Annotated in this window: 19 protein-coding genes; 7 read left to right on the top strand and 12 right to left on the bottom strand. The window is 48.3% G+C overall.

Going from position 1 to position 21,275, the window contains the following annotated elements:
• The first annotated feature begins 327 nt into the window (after positions 1-327).
• The 4 genes from R8806_RS03305 to R8806_RS03290 all read left to right on the top strand — a co-directional run bounded on the left by R8806_RS03305 (position 328) and on the right by R8806_RS03290 (position 3,907).
• Positions 328-1,752, top strand: coding sequence for an MFS transporter (locus R8806_RS03305; RefSeq protein ID WP_124317868.1), 1,425 nt, complete (start codon positions 328-330; stop codon positions 1,750-1,752).
• A gap of 109 nt (positions 1,753-1,861) precedes the next feature.
• Positions 1,862-2,452 (top strand): LemA family protein, encoded by a 591-nt coding sequence (locus R8806_RS03300; RefSeq protein ID WP_087420133.1) that lies wholly within the window; start codon positions 1,862-1,864, stop codon positions 2,450-2,452.
• Positions 2,453-2,640: 188 nt separating this feature from the next.
• Positions 2,641-3,075 carry a TPM domain-containing protein gene (locus R8806_RS03295; RefSeq protein ID WP_124317869.1) on the top strand — a complete coding sequence of 145 codons (435 nt, stop codon included), beginning with the start codon at positions 2,641-2,643 and terminating at the stop codon, positions 3,073-3,075.
• Between the two features lie 58 nt (positions 3,076-3,133).
• Positions 3,134-3,907, top strand: a complete 774-nt coding sequence (locus R8806_RS03290; protein WP_124316645.1) for a TPM domain-containing protein — start codon at positions 3,134-3,136, stop codon at positions 3,905-3,907.
• Positions 3,908-3,918: 11 nt separating this feature from the next.
• Here R8806_RS03290 and R8806_RS03285 read toward each other — a convergent pair whose 3' ends face one another.
• Entirely contained in the window at positions 3,919-4,383 is a 465-nt protein-coding gene (locus R8806_RS03285) for a YqaA family protein (protein WP_124316646.1), read from the bottom strand.
• A gap of 3 nt (positions 4,384-4,386) precedes the next feature.
• A complete protein-coding gene (locus tag R8806_RS03280) occupies positions 4,387-5,451 on the bottom strand; it encodes a DUF2157 domain-containing protein (RefSeq protein WP_124316647.1) in 1,065 nt (354 codons plus the stop codon).
• A gap of 96 nt (positions 5,452-5,547) precedes the next feature.
• Here R8806_RS03280 and R8806_RS03275 point away from each other — a divergent pair, with 96 nt between their 5' ends.
• Entirely contained in the window at positions 5,548-6,687 is a 1,140-nt protein-coding gene (locus tag R8806_RS03275; protein WP_124316648.1) for a M20 metallopeptidase family protein, read from the top strand.
• Positions 6,688-7,130: 443 nt separating this feature from the next.
• On the opposite strand, the gene R8806_RS03270 is transcribed toward R8806_RS03275, so the two are convergent.
• Entirely contained in the window at positions 7,131-8,312 is a 1,182-nt protein-coding gene (locus tag R8806_RS03270; protein WP_124316649.1) for a clostripain-related cysteine peptidase, read from the bottom strand.
• 141 nt (positions 8,313-8,453) lie between these two features.
• Positions 8,454-8,996 (bottom strand): Crp/Fnr family transcriptional regulator, encoded by a 543-nt coding sequence (locus tag R8806_RS03265; RefSeq protein ID WP_124316650.1) that lies wholly within the window; start codon positions 8,994-8,996, stop codon positions 8,454-8,456.
• A 109-nt stretch (positions 8,997-9,105) separates the two neighbouring features.
• Here R8806_RS03265 and R8806_RS03260 point away from each other — a divergent pair, with 109 nt between their 5' ends.
• Positions 9,106-9,426, top strand: a complete 321-nt coding sequence (locus R8806_RS03260; protein ID WP_087420125.1) for a DMT family transporter — start codon at positions 9,106-9,108, stop codon at positions 9,424-9,426.
• Here R8806_RS03260 and R8806_RS03255 read toward each other — a convergent pair whose 3' ends face one another.
• The 8 genes from R8806_RS03255 to R8806_RS03220 all read right to left on the bottom strand — a co-directional run bounded on the left by R8806_RS03255 (position 9,427) and on the right by R8806_RS03220 (position 17,471).
• Positions 9,427-11,235: a peptidase U32 family protein gene (locus R8806_RS03255; RefSeq protein ID WP_124316651.1), complete on the bottom strand. Its 1,809-nt coding sequence runs from the start codon at positions 11,233-11,235 to the stop codon at positions 9,427-9,429. It abuts the gene before it with no gap.
• The gene (gene bioD, locus R8806_RS03250; RefSeq protein WP_124316652.1) at positions 11,232-11,921 is read right to left on the bottom strand and encodes a dethiobiotin synthase; all 690 of its coding nucleotides are present in this window, start codon (positions 11,919-11,921) and stop codon (positions 11,232-11,234) included. The genes R8806_RS03255 and bioD overlap by 4 nt, the downstream gene beginning before the upstream one ends.
• A gap of 167 nt (positions 11,922-12,088) precedes the next feature.
• On the bottom strand, positions 12,089-12,847 hold the full coding sequence (gene bioC, locus R8806_RS03245) for a malonyl-ACP O-methyltransferase BioC (protein WP_124316653.1): 759 nt from the start codon (positions 12,845-12,847) through the stop codon (positions 12,089-12,091).
• Entirely contained in the window at positions 12,838-13,488 is a 651-nt protein-coding gene (locus R8806_RS03240; RefSeq protein ID WP_124316654.1) for a DUF452 family protein, read from the bottom strand. The genes bioC and R8806_RS03240 overlap by 10 nt, the downstream gene beginning before the upstream one ends.
• 91 nt (positions 13,489-13,579) lie before the next feature.
• A complete protein-coding gene (locus tag R8806_RS03235) occupies positions 13,580-14,737 on the bottom strand; it encodes an aminotransferase class I/II-fold pyridoxal phosphate-dependent enzyme (RefSeq protein ID WP_124316655.1) in 1,158 nt (385 codons plus the stop codon).
• Between the two features lie 65 nt (positions 14,738-14,802).
• Positions 14,803-16,086, bottom strand: a complete 1,284-nt coding sequence (gene bioA, locus R8806_RS03230; protein ID WP_124316656.1) for an adenosylmethionine--8-amino-7-oxononanoate transaminase — start codon at positions 16,084-16,086, stop codon at positions 14,803-14,805.
• Between the two features lie 37 nt (positions 16,087-16,123).
• The gene (gene bioB / locus R8806_RS03225; RefSeq protein ID WP_221230288.1) at positions 16,124-17,104 is read right to left on the bottom strand and encodes a biotin synthase BioB; all 981 of its coding nucleotides are present in this window, start codon (positions 17,102-17,104) and stop codon (positions 16,124-16,126) included.
• A 13-nt stretch (positions 17,105-17,117) separates the two neighbouring features.
• A complete protein-coding gene (locus R8806_RS03220; protein WP_124316657.1) occupies positions 17,118-17,471 on the bottom strand; it encodes a hypothetical protein in 354 nt (117 codons plus the stop codon).
• Positions 17,472-18,015: 544 nt separating this feature from the next.
• On the opposite strand from R8806_RS03220, the gene R8806_RS03215 reads away from it, so the two are divergent.
• Positions 18,016-20,979: a PEP/pyruvate-binding domain-containing protein gene (locus R8806_RS03215; RefSeq protein WP_124316299.1), complete on the top strand. Its 2,964-nt coding sequence runs from the start codon at positions 18,016-18,018 to the stop codon at positions 20,977-20,979.
• Positions 20,980-21,275 lie beyond the last annotated feature (296 nt).

The following is a 21,275-nucleotide window of genomic DNA, read 5'->3' as shown; positions in this document are numbered from 1 at the left end:
ATTGCCTCCAGCCATTTTCGGTTCGTACATATAAACCTACTCGGGCAAAGAAACTGTCTGAACAAAGAAAGCTTACAAAGGTCAATTCAACGATGGAAAGAGCCGAACGGAATATGTCCGGAAAATACAAAGAAGATAAAGATCAAAATGAACTCACAATGTTTCACGGCACAAAGATAGTTAATATAATTCAGTTTACACCATATTTCTTGGAATAATTGCAAAAACCCTTATCTCAATAGCTTATTTCTCAGAAAAAAGAACGTTTACTTCCTTTCATCTGTCGAATTCGTTATATTTGCCAATCAATCACTAAAAACGTAAAAGATGGGCGTGTTTCGTAAATTTCCCCGCACCTTTTGGGTGGCTAATACTATTGAATTATTTGAACGCTGGGCATGGTATGGTTTCTTCATGCTTTTTGCCAATTACCTTACGGGATCATCCGACATGGGTGGTCTGGAATTCACGCAAAGTCAAAAAGGAATCCTGATGGGTGTGGGAACGGGAATACTCTACTTCCTGCCCGTCTTGACCGGGGCCATAGCTGATCGCTACGGTTATAAAAAAGTACTGGCCCTCGCTTTCGTGATCTACACGTCCGCCTTCGTCCTCCTACCCATGTTCTCCACGTTCACGGGAGTATTCCTCATGTACCTTTACTTGGCTCTGGGTGCCGCCCTGTTCAAACCGATCATCTCGGCCACAATTGCCAAGACCACAACGGATGAAACAGCCTCCATCGGGTTCGGCATCTACTACATGATGGTTAACATAGGCGCCTTCTTCGGACCGATGGTCACCCTTTTGTTCAAAGGATCGTCCAACCTCGTGTTCTATGTATCGGCTGGTATTATCGCGCTGAACTTCGTGCTACTTCTTTTCTACAAGGAACCCCACCGGGGAGTCGTACAACAGACTTCTCTCACTCGCACCTTCGGGGATATATTCCGGAATATGTTCAGTATTGTGAAAGACTTGAAATTCGTGGTATTCCTGCTCATCGTGGCCGGATTCTGGACCATGTACAACCAACTCTTCTTCACCCTACCCGTCTTTATCTCGCAATGGATAGACACGAGCGTGTTGTACCATTTCTTTGAAAAGTATATCCCTTTCATCAGCACCAACTACAGTCCGGCTCCGGGAGTTATGGATGCTGAATTCGTGACGAACTTCGATGCCCTCTACATTATTATTTTCCAGATTATCGTGTCAAGTGTCGTGATGCGCATGAAACCCCTTAAATCCATGATTTCGGGATTCCTTGTCTGCTCCATCGGAATGGCCCTCACCCTATTCTCGCAAAACGTGCTGTTCACGCTTGTGGCGATACTGATCTTCTCGCTGGGAGAAATGGCCGGATCTCCGAAAATCACGGAATATATCGGCCGAATTGCCCCACACGACAAAAAGGCTCTCTACATGGGCTACTCCTTTATCCCCGTCTTCATTGGTAACGTTTTTGCCGGAATTATCTCCGGTGTAGTCTACCAAAACATGGCGGATAAAGTGATGATCACTCGTCAATTTGTTGCAAAAAAAGACCTCCAGCTACCGGACGGTTTGTCAAATAACGCCTATTTCGATCATGTAGCCCAACAAGTCAACCTCACCCCTCACGAGTTAACCAACCTACTATGGAACGAGTATTCCCCCTCCGACATATGGATGGTAATACTGGCTATCGGGCTAGGCACTACCTTGTTGCTCTACATTTACGACCGGGTGATAAATAAAACTAAAAGATAAAAACTAAAGGATAAAAGTTTAAAATCTTAAATCTTAACATCCTCATTCTGCAGAGGACAATCAATAAAGCATTATATTTGTACTCGTAACACTAAAATAAAAGCAAAACATGAAAAAGAGTTATATTGTAATAGGAGTAATTATCGTCATCGTGATTGGAATCTTCATGTGGTTCAAAGGAAGTTACAATCAGATGGTAACCCGGAGTGAGAATGTATCCTCCCAATGGTCGAACGTGGAAAATCAATACCAACGTCGTCTGGACCTGATCCCGAACCTCGTGAACACGGTGAAAGGCTACGCGGAGCATGAACAGAACACGTTGACCCAAGTCGTGGAGGCCCGTGCAAAAGCCACGCAAATGCGAGTAAACTTTGATCAACTGGACGAGCAAACCATCCAGAAATTCAATAATATGCAAGGCGAACTTTCCTCTGCCCTCTCCCGTTTGATGGCGATCTCCGAGCAATACCCGGACTTGAAAGCCAACGAGAACTTCCGTGACTTGCAAGCCCAACTGGAAGGAACAGAAAACCGAATTGCCGTTGAAAGACGCAAATTCAACGAGGAAGTGAAAGGTTATAACGCCTACATTCGTTCATTCCCCAAAAACATCATCGCCGGGATGTTCGGTTTCCTCCCGAAACCTTACTTTGAGGCTGCCGCCGGTGCAGAAAAAGCTCCGGAAGTTAAATTTTAAACACCCCCCTCCGACTCCCCCTTACACAGGGGGAGAGATGGATGCAAGGAATGCTAGAATGCTACAATATAGCATGTCCTCCCCCTGTGTAAGGGGGAGTTAGAGGAGGTAGTTGAAAAGATAAAAATCAAAAAGCGTTGGCCTCGTGCGACTGGAATCTAAAATTTAAAATCTAAAATCATCAGCTTATGTCTCCCGAAAAAGCTTTTACCCAACAACAAAAAGATGCCATGGTAGCCGCTATCAAGCAAGCGGAAAAAGACACGTCCGGGGAAATCCGGGTACATATCGAAAACCGTAGTAAAATAGACGTACTTGACCGGGCTGCCGACGTTTTTGCCCACTTAAACATGCACAAAACGGCGCAAAGAAACGGTGTACTGATCTACGTGGCCTTACTCGACCACAAATCCGCGATCCTTGGAGATGCCGGGATTAATGCCAAAGTACCCGCGGACTTCTGGGATTCAATCATGAAAAACATGGTTGCAAAATTCAAGGAAGGCAAGATCACGGAAGGCATCTGCGAAGCCGTCATCACCGCCGGTGAACAATTGAAAGTATACTTCCCCTATCAAACCGATGACGTGAATGAACTTCCCGACGAAATCTCCTTTCAGTAAAGGAACATCACAGGTTTACACGAACAACCTGAACTTCTAATTTGTAATATATAGCAAAATGATAAAAAAACTCCTCATATTATTCACCGTCATCGCGGGAACCCTGCTCTCCGTTCATGCTCAGGATATTCCGGAACCCATGACCCCGAAACGCATCGTGAATGACTTCACGGGATTATTCAGCACCCAAGAACGGGCTGCGCTGGAAAAGAAACTGGTAAACTTCAATAATAACTCCTCCACCCAAATCGCCGTGGTCACCGTACCTTCACTCAACGGGTACGACATCAACGACTATGCTGCCCGTCTCGGGGAAAAATGGGGTATCGGACAAAAGGGAAAAGACAACGGTATCGTCATTCTGATTAAACCCAAATCCGGAAGAGAAAAAGGAGAAGTGGCCATTTCCGTCGGTTACGGGTTGGAAGGTGTCGTTCCGGACGTGACGGCCTCCCGCATCATCCGTAATGAAATCATTCCCGCTTTCCAAGCTGACAACTACTACAAAGGTATTGACAAAGCCACTGACGTGCTAATCGACTTATCAAAAGGAGAATACACCGCGGACGAGTACAAGAAAAAGAACGAAGGCAGTCCTTTTGACATCGTGATCGGGTTCATTGTTTTCGTGATCATCCTGTCACTCATATTCCGAAAACGGGGCGGCGGAGGTTACTCACCCGGTCACACCTCCGGTCGCGGCGGGTTCTTCATCTTCCCCATGGGCGGTGGCAGTAGCGGCGGATTCGGTGGATTCAGCAGCGGTGGCGGGTCATTTGGTGGATTCGGCGGTGGTTCATTCGGTGGCGGTGGTTCCAGTGGTAGCTGGTAACGGTCACCGGATCAACTGATCCACTCGATAAAACGATCAGCGTACTTGATATACAGCAATACCCACACCAGAAAGCGGGCGAAACGCCCCACGAGCATATAGAAAGCGGACATCTTCGGACGGACACGATAAAATCCGAGGGCAATGGCAAACAAATCTCCCACGATCGGCAACCACGTGAAAAGAGCAAGCCAAACGCCGTAACGATCCACGTGTCCTTTCTGTTGCTCCAACTTCTCTCGTTTCACCTTGAACCAGCGTTCAATCCAGTCCCAGCGTCCCAGCCACCCGATCCAGTACGAGGTCAACCCTCCCAGCCAGTTACCCACCGTGGCTATCGCCAAGCATCCCCACACGTTCCCCCCTAAAGCCAGCACGCCTACCAACAGCACGTCGGCACTCATCGGGATAATCGTTGACGCCAGAAAAGAACCGATAAACAACCCCCAGTATCCTAAACTTACCAGTGTATCCATAACTTAATTCATATCATCATTCAATTTCTTCGGGTCTCGCAGAAACTCCAAGTTCCATACCTTCTCTGCTTTACGCCCCAGCAACCAGAAAGATACAGCCAGTATAAAAAAGAACAACCCGGCATGCATGACATCCCACAGCAGGGAGAAATACAACGTGTAAATACCCAACAGAAAAAAAGTGATCCCGAACCCACGGGCAACGGCATCATCCCGTTTCAAACCTACAAATATAGCCACTACCGAACCGAAAAGGATCAGCAAATTCCAAGCCCACAACTCCACCTGTTTCATGGAATACCAACGAATCCAGCTTTCCGAATTCCCGAATATAGAAAGGAACCACAACGAGATAAACAGGTAAAGCATTCCCACCACGTATGTAGAGTAATCAAAAGTCGTGAACCACTTCTTTCCGGCCAGCAAGAAACGACATGCTACCAGCAATCCCCCGAAAGCCACGTAACGCTGCGGGTAATTCAGTCCCAGAAAATGATTGCCCCAGTCACTCAGATACCCTGTCTCGGCCCCGTACCACGCTCCCAGCGACAACAAGGCAAACACCCACACCTGCACCGACGAGAAGTAAAAGCCCAGCACGGCATAAATCACCGCCGCCAGTAGGAAAAGCAAGGAAAAATGCCCGCTCCCGTTATCCATGGCCGCCCCCAAGTAACCGACCGAGACTGCCGTCAGCAACACGCCCAAAAAAAGAATTGTCTCGTTACTGAAAACCTTGTAAGGCATCCGTTTCCGTCGTCGCCACCCCCAGTAATACACCAAGGCCGCTCCCACGGCAAACACGCCGCTGGTCAAAGAATAGGAGGAAAGAAACAATCTTTCAAGTAAATCCATGATCAAATGATCCGCCAACACTGACACCACGGCAATCACCCCGCACACGATGGCTATCCAGAACGAATACTTCGCCAACTCCTTCCACTCGAAAGATCGCACCGTGTAACTTTCCTTCAACCGATCCGCCGTACTCACGTCAATCGTGCCGTCCGCCTCCCATCGCTCGATCACCCTTTTCAACAAATCCCCTTGCGACTTATTTAACTTCATGCCTGCATTCTTTTATAATTCGACGTAAAGATAGAAAATAAATGTAACCACACGAATAATTAATTATTTTACCTTCGCGGTGTAAATTGAAAAGCTATGCAAGAAGATACTTTTTATCAAATACGCCGTGAGCTACACCAACACCCCGAACTCTCGGGACACGAAGCTCGGACGGCCCGTTTCGCCGAGGATAAATTACAAGCATTCAACCCGACCAAAATCATCCGTCACGTGGGCGGCCACGGGCTGCTCGTAGAATACTTTTTCTCGGAAGACGGTCCCACCGTCCTGTTCCGAGCAGACATAGATGCCGTCGCTGTACAAGAACCGGACGAGATACCCCACCATTCACAAACTCCGGGAGTGGCGCACAAGTGCGGTCACGATGGCCACACGACCATACTGCTCCGGTTTGCTCGAATGTTATCGGAACACCCGTTGACAAAAGGACGCATACTGCTCCTTTTCCAACCGGCAGAAGAGAACGGCTCTGGCTCAAAAGCCGTGCTGGACACGAAGGTGCTGGACTATTACCAGATCGACAAGACGTTTGCCCTGCACAACATACCGGGCTACCCGTTGCACGCCGTTCTCTGCAAGGAAGGTAGTTTCACGTGTGCCGTGGTGAGCGTTTCCATCACGCTCACGGGAAAAACCTCACACGCCGCAGAACCACAGAAGGGTATCAGCCCTATTCCCGCCATGCTCACAATTGTTGATGAGTTATCACGCTGGAATAACACCGATATGCAATCCGACGACTACTTTCTCTCTACCATAGTAGAAATACACGTCGGGGAAGAAGCATACGGCGTGTCGGCTGGAAACGGCGTGATCCGGGCCACGCTTCGAGCCAAGACAGACAAACTGCTACACCAACACGCCGAGCAACTAAAAAATCTGGTAGCCACCGAGTGCGAACGTACTCCCGGCTTGCAACACGAGATGGAATGGTTGGAACCGTTCTCCGCCAATGAAAACGACCCGCAGTCCGTGAGTCTGGTAAAAAGTGCAGCCATTCGCAACAATTTACCATACTTAGAATTACAGACACCATTCAGCTGGGGCGAAGACTTCGGCTTATTCACACAGCAATATAAAGGAGCCATGTTCGGTCTGGGTTCCGGGGAAAACTGCGCCCCGCTCCACTCCCCGCAGTATGACTTCCCGGACGCAGTGATTGAAACAGGAGCAACCCTGTTTTACACGATCGCCGAAGAAAATCAAGAACTATGATGTAGGCGTGTCTCTCTATACTTGTGCCGTAGTTTCGTTAGTAGGTTAACGATAGGTCAACGATAGGTTAACGATAGGTTAACTACACGAACTGTATTTTTTTAATTGATCTCCTCTTGAAATACACATGAGATATTAAGGAGAGTACGGCACAACATACCTGCAAGTCACTGGCAATAATGAGGGGGTTAACATCCCTTTCCACGGGGTTATCCATCCCCGTTACCTGATAGTTGAGCGATTGTTAGGTGACAATTAGGCGCCATCGCCCGATACTCGCCCGCTTATCGCCCGATCATAGCCGCCATTTTAACAGACGATAATTAAAAATAACATGAACAAATATCCTGTCAAATAAACCAACAACGAGACTATTTATTCTCAAAAATAAAATTACGAGCCATTATATCCCCAAGAAAAGCCGGGATTTAGGAATACATCACCTATTCCGTTACCACATCATAGACACCCGACCATGAAAATCCCCAATAAGCGTTTGTCTCGGTAGGCCATATACTGAGTGGTATGTAAGTTGCAATCCCGCTAAATTTTTCTTCCGGTATCTCCGTATAATAAAATGGATTCGTTGCATTTTTATAGATCACGACCTGATTATCCAAAAAATCACGATACTCCTTGTAAAGTCCTTCTCTCCCCTCGGTCATATACTTCATATACTCTCCCAAATCAAAAAACCTGTCATGCTTGGAGTATTCCACCATAGGATAACAATAAACAGCTTTCTGGTATATATCAGCCACGTAATCCTTCTTCCCTTGCAAAACCTCACGAGTAAGATCAAATAAATGCTCCATCCCGTCCATCTTTATCAAGGCAATCGTACCAAACCGATTAGCGGCATTATACGTGTTATAATAATCCCAAAACTCATCACACACTTTCACCAAATCCTTTTCCAAATTCGTCCCCTTCCCCCAGAAATAAGGCATCACCCGGGCATAAGGGAAACCCGGTGCCGGAAGTTCAGCCGGGGAGGCAATCACGTATTTTGCCTTGTCCCGCAAATCATAAAGCACTTCAATAGAAGACATCAGACAAGCATCGAACAGGATAAACTCCAGATTCTCCTTGTTGAAAGGAATTGCCTTTGCCATATCCCGCGTGTCCATCTCGTTCGGTCCGGTATAATCCGTACCGAAACTCCGGGTCAGCACGGGTTCGGCATATAACATCCGACTACTCCGACCGCTCCCACCAGAAGGAATCCACCCCGAAGCGTGTGAACCGAGAATCAACCCGTAAGAATCCGACGGGTACAAATCCTGCATCTCGTTCAACACCTCTTTCAGCACTTCCGGATCTGCGGAATCCATCTCCTCATACGTTTTTAGCACTTGTTTCTCCACCTCTTTTCCGTTAAATCGGAACGTGTAAAGCTCCGGTGCGGCATTGGGAGCATCAAAATAAATCACAATATTCGCATTATAACTCTTCTTCCAAGCGGACATCATGGAACTGATATTCTTCTGCATATGCCCCGAAAGATTATTATCTCCCGCCAAATAAACCATCAACGTCCTTGTCTTCTGTGGCTCCACGTCATTTTTCTCGCAGGACACGAGGAAAAAGAAAAGAATCACACCGATATATTGAATAATTCGCATAACTTCCTTGCAATAATTACATAAATTTGTGCAAGATAGTAAAAATCACTGATATATTCCCATTTTATCAAGCCTTTCTTTCATGGTTGACAAAATCATACACGGAAAAAACAGGACAGTTTCAGTTCGTGAAACTTTTCGTTACTTCGTTCTGTTTTTAGTGATCGCCCGAATCCGGCTCAGATGTTCCGAGGAAATCCCCAAGAAAGATGCGATATGCTGCAACTGCACCCGACGCAGTATCTCCGGTTTTTCCCGCAATAACTGCATATACCTATCGGCTGCAGGTTCCGAGAGGTTGGCAATCAGATGGTGTTCTGTCCTCACAAATTCCCGCTCAATCAATCGCCTTGCCCAGTTACAAATAACAATATCGTTACAATACAAATCCTGTAAATCCTTCCCACTCACCCGGTAGAGTTCCGAATCTTCCAAAAGCACCATAGTCTCGTAACCTTTCTCCCCGTACACGTACCCTCTGGCAGATATAATCACGTCTCCCTCCTGTCCGAACCAGATCGTGACCTCCCGGCCATCAACCTCGACAAATGCCCTCGCCATTCCCCGCTTGATAAAGTAGATATTTCTCTCCAACTTCTCGTTGTTGAACAAAACATACCCTTTCGGGTAACTCACTTCCGTCAGGTAGGGTTTCAAGCGTTCCAACACGTTTTCATCAATCATACAAGATATTATTATTGTAAAAACAAATATACAGACTTCTTGATAATTATCAAGTATTTTCCCTCCCGGTCGCCCTAACTTTGTCCCGTAACACTTAATAAATACAACTATGCAATGGATTTTACTGGTATGTGCCGGATTATTGGAAATCGGTTGGCCCCTCGGCTTTAAACTTGCCGGATTACACGAGAAATACTTCTACCACTTCATCGCCCTTTCCGTGGTCTCTATGGGGCTGAGCGGATTCCTGCTCTATCTGGCACAAAAGAGCATCCCCATCGGCACGGCATACGTCATCTGGACCGGAATCGGTGCAGTCGGTACCGTGCTATTGGGAATTTTCTTTTTCCATGACTCGACGAATATATACCGTCTCCTTTTCGTGTTCCTGATCCTAACGGGAGTTGTCGGGCTGAAACTAGTGCATTAATTAAATAGATAACACCTTCATGAAACAATTCTTACAATCGAATTCAAGCCGGAACCGTCCCAAATTGTTGGAAAGATACAACGGAAATTTCAACACCTTATCCTTCCCCGTCTTACGACACATCCCCAGCTCGAACAACAGGCAATAGCGGGTAGTCATTACTTCCCGACCGCCCCGCTTGTTTTCCTTCTCGAATCCCGGTTCTACCGTCTCCACGCCATGCTCCCGGTAGAACTCCGTTGCAAGACGGTTCACCACGTTCAGCCGCCAGTCGGCACTCCCAGTATACTTCACATCCCGGTTCAAAGGCTCCTGCACCCATCTCTCCCGTTGCTCCTCCCGTTCCCGGCTCAAGGTATCCAGCAATTGCCGACGATAGCCATTCACCACGGAAGAAGGAATGAAAAGCACCGTTTCATCGAGATATTCCACCTCGCAACAATCGTACTCCGTGTCCCCGCTCTTCCGCAATTGTCCCACCACACGTTCCATCTGTGCGGGATTCGTGGCCACCTCGAACGTCTCGTCACTCCGTATCATCACGGAAACCCCATTCTCGTCCGTGGCCACCAGTACCAGCCGAGCATCCTCCGCATACACGTCAACCTTCACTTTAATCTTACGCACGGAAGTCCCTTTAGCAAGACGTGTTACAAACTCGTGGTCATAATTCCGGTACAACAACGTTCCCGGTTTCACGTTCAATCTCTCGTTACAAGTCAGACGATTTCCCTCGGCCGTATTCACCTTCACTCCCCGCAATTCCCGGCCATCAAAGTAACACAACCCATCAGCGTTATGCACGGGTTCCAACAACTCTACCCACATCTGATTTCCCTTCACCTGCTTCACCATGGCCACCTTCTTCCCCATCGACTTCGGGGAATCCATGCTCACCATACCCGTTTTCCTCTGCACGAAGAAGTAGTCCGTGTATCCCCGGTTAAAACTCCGCTCGGGATCGGCCTCGAAACCGGTCTTCACGTATCCGGCTCCCACTCGTGCCAAATCCTCATTGCGAGCCACAATTTCATCCAGACGGCCGGAGTAATAACTCGTGACATTTGCCACGTAATCCGCCTCCTTCAACCGTCCCTCGATCTTGAAAGAATCAATGCCTACTTCAACCAACTCCGACAAATGAGCCGATAAGTTCAAATCCTTCAGCGAAAGCACATACTTATCCTTCAGCACCACCTTTCCCGCATCATCCTCCACCGTCCACTGCATCCGGCAGGCTTGGGCACACTCGCCCCGGTTAGCCGATCGTTTCGTCAAGTAATGTGACATATAGCATTGTCCGCTTAAACTGACACACAAGGCCCCGTGAACGAAATACTCCAGCTCGGCTTTCACTTCCCGGCGAATCTCCCGTAATTGTTCCAGTGACAATTCCCGCGCCAACACGATACGTTGGAATCCTAGCCGATCGAGAAACTTGATACGCTCCAGATCATAATTATGCATCTGTGTGCTGGCGTGCAACGCTATCGGTGGCAAATCCAACTTCAATATGGCCGGGTCCTGCACGATAATAGCATCCACGCCGATCCGGTACAGGCTGTGAATCAATCGTTCTACCTCCGGCAACTCCTCGTCATAAAGAATCGTGTTCAGCGTGACAAACACCCGGCAATAAAACCGATGTGCATAGCATACGGCCTTCTCTATGTCCTCCAGACTGTTCCCTACCGCTTTCCGGGCCCCGAAAGCCGGACCACCGATATACACGGCATCCGCACCGTTATTGATAGCGGCAATCGCCACATCAACATTCTTTGCCGGGGAAAGTAGCTCCACTCTTCTCATCTTCTACCCTCCAATGCGCTGACATCCACGTCCGGATAATCGGTTCCGTGTACCACGGGAACCTCAATCAACGCTGTCGACGGGAAATATTGTTCCAAGTAATGTTTGAATATCGTAATCGAGTCATTCGTGATCCACTCACTATCATTCGGGAAACGATTGTACACGAGACACGCCACCTTAATTCCCCGCGTACGGCAAAGCTCTAGGCTCATCAGCGTGTGGTTAATACTTCCCAGTTTGGAAGACGCCACGAGAATCAAAGGATAATCATACTCCTGAATATAATCTATCGTGAAATAATCCCTAGTAACAGGCACGTACAGTCCCCCGGCTCCCTCCAGCAACACCATATCGTACAAAGCTTCCAGTTTACGGGTTGAAACCGTAATCCGCTCCATATCCAGCGTCACCTTATCAATCTCCGCCGCCAAATGAGGCGAGGCCGGATACGTCATCACGTAAGGACACGTCGTCCCATCCTTATCCACGGGTTGCGGTTCGATTCCCATAATCTCCCGGTGTTTCAGAATATCCTCTGATATACCGACCCATCCCGTCTGTATAAACTTCTGGGTAATCACGTTTACCCCTCTCTTTCTCAAAGAGCGAGCCAGTAACCCGGTCACCACCGACTTTCCGGCATCTGTATCTATTCCACTTACAAAATATACCACCTTATTGATTTTAGATTTAATAATTTTAGATCCTACTAATTTCTTGATTTAGTGATTTCCGATTTAGTGATTCCCACCCTCTACGCGACGCTCTTTTTAATCACCTAATCATTGAATCGGCAATCACTGAATCTTTCCACTCTCCACTTTTAGTTTTTAGCTTTTAACTTTTAGCTTCATTTCCTCCTACACACAAAATAAAGCGGATGGTAAGTTAGGGCAACCTTTCCGTCAATGGCAAAGCGGGCGTTATAGTCCTTGATAAAGGCATCCACCCGTCCTTTCGTCCAGATTGTCGGATCACCCGAAACATTCACCCCCGTCTTTTTCAGATGTTGGAGTACCGCTAACGGGGTATCAAATTCAAGCATATGAAATTCTTCCTCTATCAATTCGATTTCAAAGTAAGGTTTCAGCATCTTTTCCAGTTCTTCCTTATTCCGATAATCAAGCCCGCCCCCCGTGGTCAGTCGAATTTCACGCAAGTTAAATTTCCCAAAGGTACTGAACACCAACACCCCCCTTTGCTCCAATCGCTTGGACAATTTCTTGAACGTTTCTTCCGGAGTCGTAAACCACTGAAAAGTGGACGCAGAAGCAATCAGATCAAAACTAAGGGGCAAAAACAACTTCTCCACATCCCCCGGGAAACAATGCTTCAGCGGCACATGATTAACCGTCGCCGCGTGATAACACAACTCCTCCACCAGATCATTCAAGTACAACCCGTCACTCGGAAAAGTTCGTTGCAGTTGCGAGGTCAACAAACCCGTACCGCAACCGATCTCCAATATCTTCTCCGGCACACGCTCCACGGATGACAAAATCATGGGAACCATCCGATCAACGACCATTTTCTGCACTCGCGCATTGTCATTGTAACTGACCCGACTCCGCCTAAAACGCTGTTCTACCTCTTCTTTATTTATTTCCATATCTTTTCCCAATTATCTAACACGTAAAACGGGTAATGTCCCCCCGGTAGCGTAATAATCTCGACACGATTCCCCCACCAGTTTCGTTGATTTTCCACCGGGAAGATAACATCCCCCTCGGAAACATAAACCCGCTCCCAGTGCATTTCGGGCATTTCCCGTGCCGACTGCTCCCGGATAAGTCGCAATTCGTCCCTTTGCTCATCAATAGCCCTGCAAGGCCTGTTTTCCTTGAAACGTTCCATTTCTTCCTTCCCGGAAAACATACGGGCAAAGAACTTGTCTCTTCCTTGTTCGGTCATACCCCGTTCGGTCAGCAAATATATCTTAGGATGAATCCCATAATGCTCATCCACCGGGCGTTCTGTCCCGTTGATAGCCACCCGGCAGGAAACAGGAATATTCCAACGACTCAACAACACCGATGCTGCCCACACTCCCATCGACCAAGCCACGACCCGGACACTCTCGTACCCCTCAACCTCCGGTGCATCCTCCCCGGAAATATCCCGGTAATCGTAGAACAAAAGCAAATCACCCATACCCCTCACGTGTTGCACAGTATGTTCATCCATACCCCAACCGCAAAAAAATAACGTGAGCACCCGGTTTCCCTCTTTAGTAATCCATTTCCTTTTCATGAGATCGCCTTTGACGAGTTATCAGTTTCAAGTTGAGGATCAGACCTGTGCGGATGAAATTTAAAATCTAAAATCATGAAATCTAAAATTATTAAAGACTAATTTCTATAAACTCCATCAAACAATCATAATCCTCCTCCGGAATCGCTGCATTCAACGAGAACCGGATACGTGCCTCGTTCTTCGGCACGGTCGGGTATCTCACAGGCAACACAAAAAAACCATTATCTTGGAACAACTCGGACATATAAACACTATTCTCGTTACTCCCACACAGGAAAGGCACGATATGAGAATCTCCCCGGGTCTCGAATCCCCGGTTTGCCAGTGTCACTCGCAGTCGTTCGGCAAGACCGGTCAGTTTCATACGATAAGAGTAAAAATCCGGCATCCGGTTAAGGATAAAACGAGTCCATGCCACGTTTACCGGAGGCAATGCCGTGGTGAAAATCAAACTGCGCTGCGTGTTCACCAAGAAATCCCGAAACATCTCGTCACAAACCACGAAAGCCCCGTAAGATGCAAATGCCTTCCCGAAAGTACCCACGATAAAATCAATATCATCCATGCAGCCCTGCTCCTCGCAACATCCCAGCCCGTTCGTACCCCGAACCCCGACAGCGTGCGCCTCATCCACATACAGGAACGTATCGTATTCCCTCTTCAGATCACACAACTCCTGCAAGTCTGCCACGTCACCATCCATGCTAAAGATTGACTCCGTCACGATAAACACGTTCTCGTACTCCTCCCGATGATTAAACAAGATTTCCCGTAAATGCTCGTAATCTAAATGATGGTAACGCAACATCTCGGCCTCACTCAACCGCAAGCCGTCGATAATACTGGCGTGTACCAGCTTATCTGCCACGATCAAGTCCCGTTTCCCTGCTAATGCGGGTAATATTCCGATATTTGCATGATAACCGGAATTTAACACCAAGGCGGCCTCCTTCCCGTACAAATCGCTCAAATCATTCTCTAACAAGTTATAATACTCGTGATTCCCCGATAACAAGCGGGACGACACGGCACTATACGACAACAATTTCACGTCCGTCTCCTTACGAAAATCCTCGTATAACACCGGGTTCGACGCCAACCCCAAATAATCGTTCGACGAGAGATTCAGCATCTCCCGTCCATTATAATGTATCAGGAAACCGTTATGCTGCACGTCTCGCAGCACCCGGTAATTCCCCGATTCCTTTATCTTGTTCAGTTTATTAATATATCGTTCTTTATTCATAGTGTTTTGCCTTCGGCAAAGTTACAAGTTAGCAAGTTACAGGTTACAAATCCTTGCATTTTCAATTACTTCAAATACGAAATCACGTGCAACAAGGCGGATGTCAGCCTTTGCAGTTCCCAATCACGGATGATGAAAGGCGGCATGACATACACCAGCTTACCGAACGGACGCACCCACACGCCCTCTTTCACGAAAGCGGCTTGGATCAGCCCCATGTTCACGGGTTCCTTCATCTCCACCACGCCGATAGCGCCCAACACCCGCACGTCCGCCACGTTCGGGAATTCCCGAGCCGGGGCAAGCTCTCTTTCCAACTGGTCTTGAATATGCCCGATCATGGTCGTCAAGTCATAACTCTTGATCAGATCCAGCGAGGCATTTGCCGCGGCACAAGCCAACGGGTTACCCATGAACGTCGGACCGTGCATGAACACACCGGGATCTTTCGCACAAATCTGGGTAGCTACATTCTCCGTCGCCATCGTGGCAGCAAAACTCATATACCCGCCCGTAATCGCTTTCCCTACACACATGATGTCTGGCACGATACCCGCATGATCCACTCCCCACATCTTACCCGTGCGCCCAAACCCCGTGGCAATCTCGTCACAAATCAGCAACACGTCGTAATCGTTACATAACTCACTCACCTGCCGCAAGTAATCCGCCGAGTAAAACCACATTCCCCCGGCACCCTGCACAATAGGTTCCAGTATCACGGCAGCAATACGGTTGTGGTTATTCCGCAGGCTTTGTTTCAGTTCTTCAATATGCTCCGGTAGGCAAGGCTCCCCGTAACGGGTTTCCGGCCGGTGAATAAAATACTGCATGGGCAGTGATCCCCGGAATATATTATGCATTCCCGTCACGGGATCACACACGGACATGGCATTCCACGTATCCCCGTGGTATCCCTTCGTGATCGTCAGAAAATGGCGTTTATCGTCTCTCCCGGCAGCGTACCAATATTGTAGGGCCATCTTCATCGCCACTTCCACGGCCACCGAGCCGGAATCACAATAGAATACCTTGTCAATCCCATCGGGGGCCAGTTCCACCAGTTTCTCGGCCAGTTCTACTGCAGGGCGATGTGTTAGCCCGCCAAACATGACATGTGACATACTCTTTAATTGCTCTTCAATAGCGGCATTAATAACCGGGTGATTATACCCGTGTACCACGCACCACCACGAGGACATCCCGTCAATCAGACGCGTCCCGTCCTCCAGTTCAATATACACACCTTCCGCCCTCTTCACCGGATAAACCGGAAGTGGGTTAACCGTTGACGTATAGGGATGCCACAAATGCTCCCTGTCAAACTTCAATAATTCTGCCGTGTTCACTTTATAAAGTTAAAAGTTATAAGTTAAAAACTAAAAGTTAAAGATTATCTTCTGTCGTAAAGCCTAATCTTTTCACCTTCTCCATATCCTCTATCACCTTCGAGCCGATCGTGGTCAGAAGATCACCCACGATAGCCGAGTTAATCCCGGCCCGGATGGCATCTTCCTCGATATGAGCGATCAGCGCCCGTCCCCCGGCAAAGCGCAAAAAGGCATCGGGATTGATGAAACGGAAAACTGCCACCGTCGTCAACACCTCCTCGTCCGTAAGTGGCGCTGCTCCTTCCAGCGGGGTACCCGGAATCGGGTTCAGCACGTTCATCGGGATAGATTTCACGCCCAACTCCCGTACCGTCAGCGCCAAGTCCATGCGATCTTCCATCGTCTCGCCCATGCCGATGATACCCCCGGAACACACTTCCATCCCCAGCTCAAGCGCATGGCGAATCGTCTCGATCTTCTCGTCCATCGTGTGGGACGTGCAAAGAGTAGAGAAATAACGGCGGGACGTTTCCAAGTTACAATGATAGCGGGTTATACCCGCATCTTTCAGTCTTTTCAATTGCTCTCTCGTCAGTAACCCCATGGAAGCGCAAAGGTTAATCTTCATCTCCTGCTTGATCTTGACGGCATACTCGCACAACTTGTTAATATTCTTATCCGACAAGGAACGCCCGCTCGTGACGAACGAAAACTTGTTCACCCCGTACTTGGCATTCAACCGGGCCAGCTCCACGCAGCTCTCCTCGTCAATCAGCTCGTACTCCTGCACGTGCGTTTTGAACACGGCCGACTGCGCACACCACTTACAATTCTCGGAACAACGTCCCGAACGGGCGTTCACGATCGAGCAAGTATCAAAATACCGCCCGGCAAAACGATCCCGAATAGCCCCGGCCGCCTCGTACAAAGCCTTCTTATCTTCCACCCGTGACAATACCAACGCCTCTTCCCGGGTAACCTGTCCTCCCTCTTCCACCTTTCGCTTTAATTCCTCTATAATATTTTCTTCTTTCATTTTCTGTTTCCTGTTAAAAAATAAAAAAGGTACCCTGCCCAAGGACAGGAATACCTTCAAATTTCAAATTATGATAAGAATTAATGAAGACATCCTCCATACCCATACGAGTCGGCAATAACTCGCACCCCGCTCGTTTCACCTTCTCCACGTACCCTTCGAACAACCTCTCCAACCGCTCGAACACTTCCGCCAGCATCACGATCACGCCCTTCCTCGAAGATTTCTGTAACGACATTTCGCAAATATGAATAGCCAGCCGCCCGATCCGAACATTCCGTCCCAGTGAGGCGAAAATAGCGTACCCTTTCCTGTTCCAACGGGAAAAGCACAACATCAAACCGGATCGCATAGCACGTTTGTTCATATCAAAATGTTACCATTACAATAAAACGTCGCAAGTTAATAAAAATCTTTTTAATCGGAGGAATAAATTCGTGTATTTCTCCCACGGATAATTCCATGTACTCCGACTCTACACATGAGTAGAATCATGACAAACTACTCCCAATAAAAATATAAAAAGGCCGGGTGACTAATGCCACCCGGAAAATCGCGCATCAATATATAAAAATCCATCTTTTCGTCATGAAAAAAATATGTAGCGCGAAACTTAAGTTCAGGTTAAGTATATAATTGTCTTTCCTTTTGTAAATCCCCCGGGAGAATATGAAATCCCGGGGGTCCCGTTTTTCGCTTTCGTCATCTCGACGATAGATTTTCATATAACGATTTGTCAAATATACAAATATTTTTACAAAATATAGCTATGCGGCTATATTTTTGATTATTATTTTCAACCGAACGTTAATTTAAACGATCGTGGCCATGAAGCATAAATCGTAAATCCTATCTTATTTTCTCTTGTCATTCCGCCAACAAATCTTTAGCTTTGTACAAAACAAAACATCATGGAAAAAATAGACTTGAACAAAATATACAAGCGGAAAAAGAGCGACCGCGACATATTTCAGGAACTCATGCCCTTCAAGGTAAAAGAAATCCTGCTCATCGCCAACTACTACGACTCCTACACCATCGAACGGGAAGGACAATTCTCCGGGAAGATATTCGGTGAATATCTCCAACTGAACCTTTTCGCAGCTCCCCGTTTCACCTCCGTGGCAAACGAGGAAGGAGCCTTGCACGAGCTGAAAAAACGCCATTTCGACTTGATCATCATCATGGCAGGATTGGACAAAGAAACCCCTATCCTCACCAGCCGTCACATCAAAGAACTCTACCCCGACATCTGCCAACTCATGCTGGTCAACAATAACGCGGACCTCTCTTACCTGCTGAGTTCTGAAAAAGAGATCAGCGAATCCATCGAGCGGGTATTCGTGTGGAACGGTTCCACGAAAGTGTTTCTCGCCATGGCCAAATACTTGGAGGACAAGATTAACCTAGAAGCCGATACCAAGCTGGGCGACGTGCGGGTGATCCTCGTCGTCGAGGACTCTGTAAAGTATTATTCCCGCTACCTGCCCCTACTCTACACCGAGATCATGAGCCAGACGCAGGCCATCATAGCCGAGGAACCCTCCAACGACGAGATGGGCGTGATCCTCCGGATGCGGGTGCGCCCGAAACTGATCCTTGTCAGTAACTTCGAGGATGCCGTGGGCATCATCAACAAATATCGCAACAACATTATCGGTGTCATCTCCGACGTCCGCTACGCCCACAACGGCGTGGAAGACGAAGACGCCGGGGTCAGTCTCATAAAATACGTGCAGCAACTTGACAACAAGATTCCTTGCCTACTCCAAAGCCACGAGGCCAACAACGAGCGCCGGGCACGGGAAGTGAACGCCCATTTCATCAACAAAAACTCTCTCACGCTGGCACGGGAAATACAGGACTTCATCAAAAACCAACTCGGTTTTGGAGATTTCATCTTCCGGGACCACAATGGAAAGGCCATCGACCGGGCACACAATATCGAGGAATTCCGCCAGAAACTCATGACCATCCCCGACGAATCACTGGAATACCATGCTATTCGCAACGGGATCTCCACGTGGCTCATGGCACGGGCCGAAATCAATCTAGCGAAAAAACTACGCCGTTACAGTTTCAGTTACTTCAAAAGCCCGGACGAAATACGCCGTTTCATAGCGAACGTCTTCGAGGCATCGAAACTCAAGAAACTACGGGGACGCATCATCAAGTTCAACCCGAAACTCGTGAACTCCAATCGCTACATCACCCTGCTCGGCGACGGATCGCTCGGTGGCAAGGGGCGAGGATTGGCGTTCCTCTCCAACTTCATCGAGAATGTTTACCTCAAGAAACTCATCCCCGACCTACGCGTGGCTATCCCCAAGACAGCCGTTATCGGCGTGGATGAATTCGACAACTTCCTAGAGACCAACAACCTCTACGACGTCATCTTTGAGGACAAAGAATATGATCACGTTCTGGAGGCCTTCCGCACCGCACGCCTCTCCGAGAAGTTACGTGACAACCTGCGGAAGTACCTTCAGGTCATGACTAAACCGCTAGCAGTGCGTTCCTCCGGGCTTTTCGAGGACTCGCTCAATCAACCGTTTGCCGGGGTCTATTCCACCTACTTGCTCCCCAACAACCACCCGGACTTCGAGCGTCGGCTGGAGGATGTTGAGAACGCCATCAAGCTCGTCTTCGCCTCCATCTACTCGCCGGAATCCCGGGCATACTTCAACGCCATCGACTACATGATCGAGGAAGAGAAAATGGCCGTCATCATACAGGAAGTCATCGGTAACGAACATAACGGACGATACTACCCCGAAATCAGTGGTGTCGCCCAGTCCTACAACTTTTACCCCTTCTCCTATATCCAGCCGGAAGACGGGTTCGCCGTCACTGCCATCGGGTTGGGAGCCTACGTCGTGGGTGGTGAAAAGACGCATCGTTTCAGTCCCGCCTATCCCAAGTTGCAACTGGCCTCCACGCAGGACAAAATCAAGGCATCGCAACGTTACTTCTATGGAGTGAATATGCTTGCGCAGGATTACGACCTCTACCGGGACGGGGAAAATGCTGCTATCAAAGCGTATGACATCTCGGAGGCCGAGCGTGACGGTACGCTGGAATACACCGCCTCCGTCTACGACTTCATGAACGACCAGATTACTTACGACTTTTCCGTCAAAGGACCCCGCATCGTGGATTTCTCCAAAATACTCCAGTACGACTATTTCCCGTTGGCACCTACCCTGCAAATCCTACTGAACATTTTCTCGCAGGCCATGGGTTCCCCCGTCGAGATCGAATTCTCCGTTAACTTCGAGAGCGGCACCCCCATCTTCTACCTCTTGCAGATCAAACCGCTAATCAAAAACGAGTATAACATCGACATCGACGACCTGTCCATCGACCCGACACACGTGCTGTTAAAGGCTGATAAAGGAATGGGGAACGGAAAATTGCAATATATCCGGGATGTCGTGTACGTCGATCCCGACAAATTTGACCGATTACGCACCGAAGAAATCGCCGAGGAAATCAAACGTCATAACTCGCAGATCGCCCGGGAAGGCGATAAGTACTTGCTCATCGGACCGGGACGCTGGGGTACACGCGACCCGCTCACCGGGATACCCGTGCAATGGTCAGACATCGCCAATGCCAAAGTCATCGTGGAGCAAGGACTTCCCGACTTCCCGCTGGATGCCTCCCTCGGCTCGCACTTCTTCCATAACGTCACCTCCATGAAAGTGGGTTACTTCGCTATCCCCTTCCAGTCCGCAGATGCCTTCATCAACTTTGACATCCTCCGGCAACAGGACGTTATCGAGGAGTTTAAATACTCCCGCCACGTGCGCTTCAAGGCCCCGCTGACCGTGTGGATGGACGGGAAGAAACAGACGTCGGTGGTTACGTATTAGTCATAAAGGGGCTGTCCAAGAAGTCAATTTTAAACAACTACCCCCACTAACTCCCCCTTACACAGGGGGGAGAAACCGTTTGGTAATCAGCTCTCCCCCTGTGTAAGGGGGAGCCGGAGGGGGTAGTTGACAATACCATACAAGACTTTTGACACACCCCAAAGCGCCCCGCTAGAGGTCCACGGGCTTTATAGACCTGATAACTCCCTTTCCAAAGCCCTTCCCAGAAATAAAACAATCCAAAATGGCAGTAAATTCTATATATTGAGTTAAAATTATTAATTTTGTTCCTGCGT

This window comes from Butyricimonas faecihominis (assembly GCF_033096445.1).
Taxonomy (GTDB): domain Bacteria; phylum Bacteroidota; class Bacteroidia; order Bacteroidales; family Marinifilaceae; genus Butyricimonas; species Butyricimonas faecihominis.
This window is presented reverse-complemented; position numbering and strand designations above follow the sequence as displayed.

Bases quoted from the DNA above. Each gene is read 5' to 3' on its own strand.
- R8806_RS03305 (WP_124317868.1), top strand. From the start codon at position 328: ATGGGCGTGTTTCGTAAATTTCCCCGCACCTTTTGGGTGGCTAATACT.
- R8806_RS03300 (WP_087420133.1), top strand. From the start codon at position 1,862: ATGAAAAAGAGTTATATTGTAATAGGAGTAATTATCGTCATCGTGATT.
- R8806_RS03295 (WP_124317869.1), top strand. From the start codon at position 2,641: ATGTCTCCCGAAAAAGCTTTTACCCAACAACAAAAAGATGCCATGGTA.
- R8806_RS03290 (WP_124316645.1), top strand. From the start codon at position 3,134: ATGATAAAAAAACTCCTCATATTATTCACCGTCATCGCGGGAACCCTG.
- R8806_RS03285 (WP_124316646.1), bottom strand. From the start codon at position 4,383: ATGGATACACTGGTAAGTTTAGGATACTGGGGGTTGTTTATCGGTTCT.
- R8806_RS03280 (WP_124316647.1), bottom strand. From the start codon at position 5,451: ATGAAGTTAAATAAGTCGCAAGGGGATTTGTTGAAAAGGGTGATCGAG.
- R8806_RS03275 (WP_124316648.1), top strand. From the start codon at position 5,548: ATGCAAGAAGATACTTTTTATCAAATACGCCGTGAGCTACACCAACAC.
- R8806_RS03270 (WP_124316649.1), bottom strand. From the start codon at position 8,312: ATGCGAATTATTCAATATATCGGTGTGATTCTTTTCTTTTTCCTCGTG.
- R8806_RS03265 (WP_124316650.1), bottom strand. From the start codon at position 8,996: ATGATTGATGAAAACGTGTTGGAACGCTTGAAACCCTACCTGACGGAA.
- R8806_RS03260 (WP_087420125.1), top strand. From the start codon at position 9,106: ATGCAATGGATTTTACTGGTATGTGCCGGATTATTGGAAATCGGTTGG.
- R8806_RS03255 (WP_124316651.1), bottom strand. From the start codon at position 11,235: ATGAGAAGAGTGGAGCTACTTTCCCCGGCAAAGAATGTTGATGTGGCG.
- bioC (WP_124316653.1), bottom strand. From the start codon at position 12,847: ATGGAAATAAATAAAGAAGAGGTAGAACAGCGTTTTAGGCGGAGTCGG.
- R8806_RS03240 (WP_124316654.1), bottom strand. From the start codon at position 13,488: ATGAAAAGGAAATGGATTACTAAAGAGGGAAACCGGGTGCTCACGTTA.
- R8806_RS03235 (WP_124316655.1), bottom strand. From the start codon at position 14,737: ATGAATAAAGAACGATATATTAATAAACTGAACAAGATAAAGGAATCG.
- bioB (WP_221230288.1), bottom strand. From the start codon at position 17,104: ATGAAAGAAGAAAATATTATAGAGGAATTAAAGCGAAAGGTGGAAGAG.
- R8806_RS03220 (WP_124316657.1), bottom strand. From the start codon at position 17,471: ATGAACAAACGTGCTATGCGATCCGGTTTGATGTTGTGCTTTTCCCGT.
- R8806_RS03215 (WP_124316299.1), top strand. From the start codon at position 18,016: ATGGAAAAAATAGACTTGAACAAAATATACAAGCGGAAAAAGAGCGAC.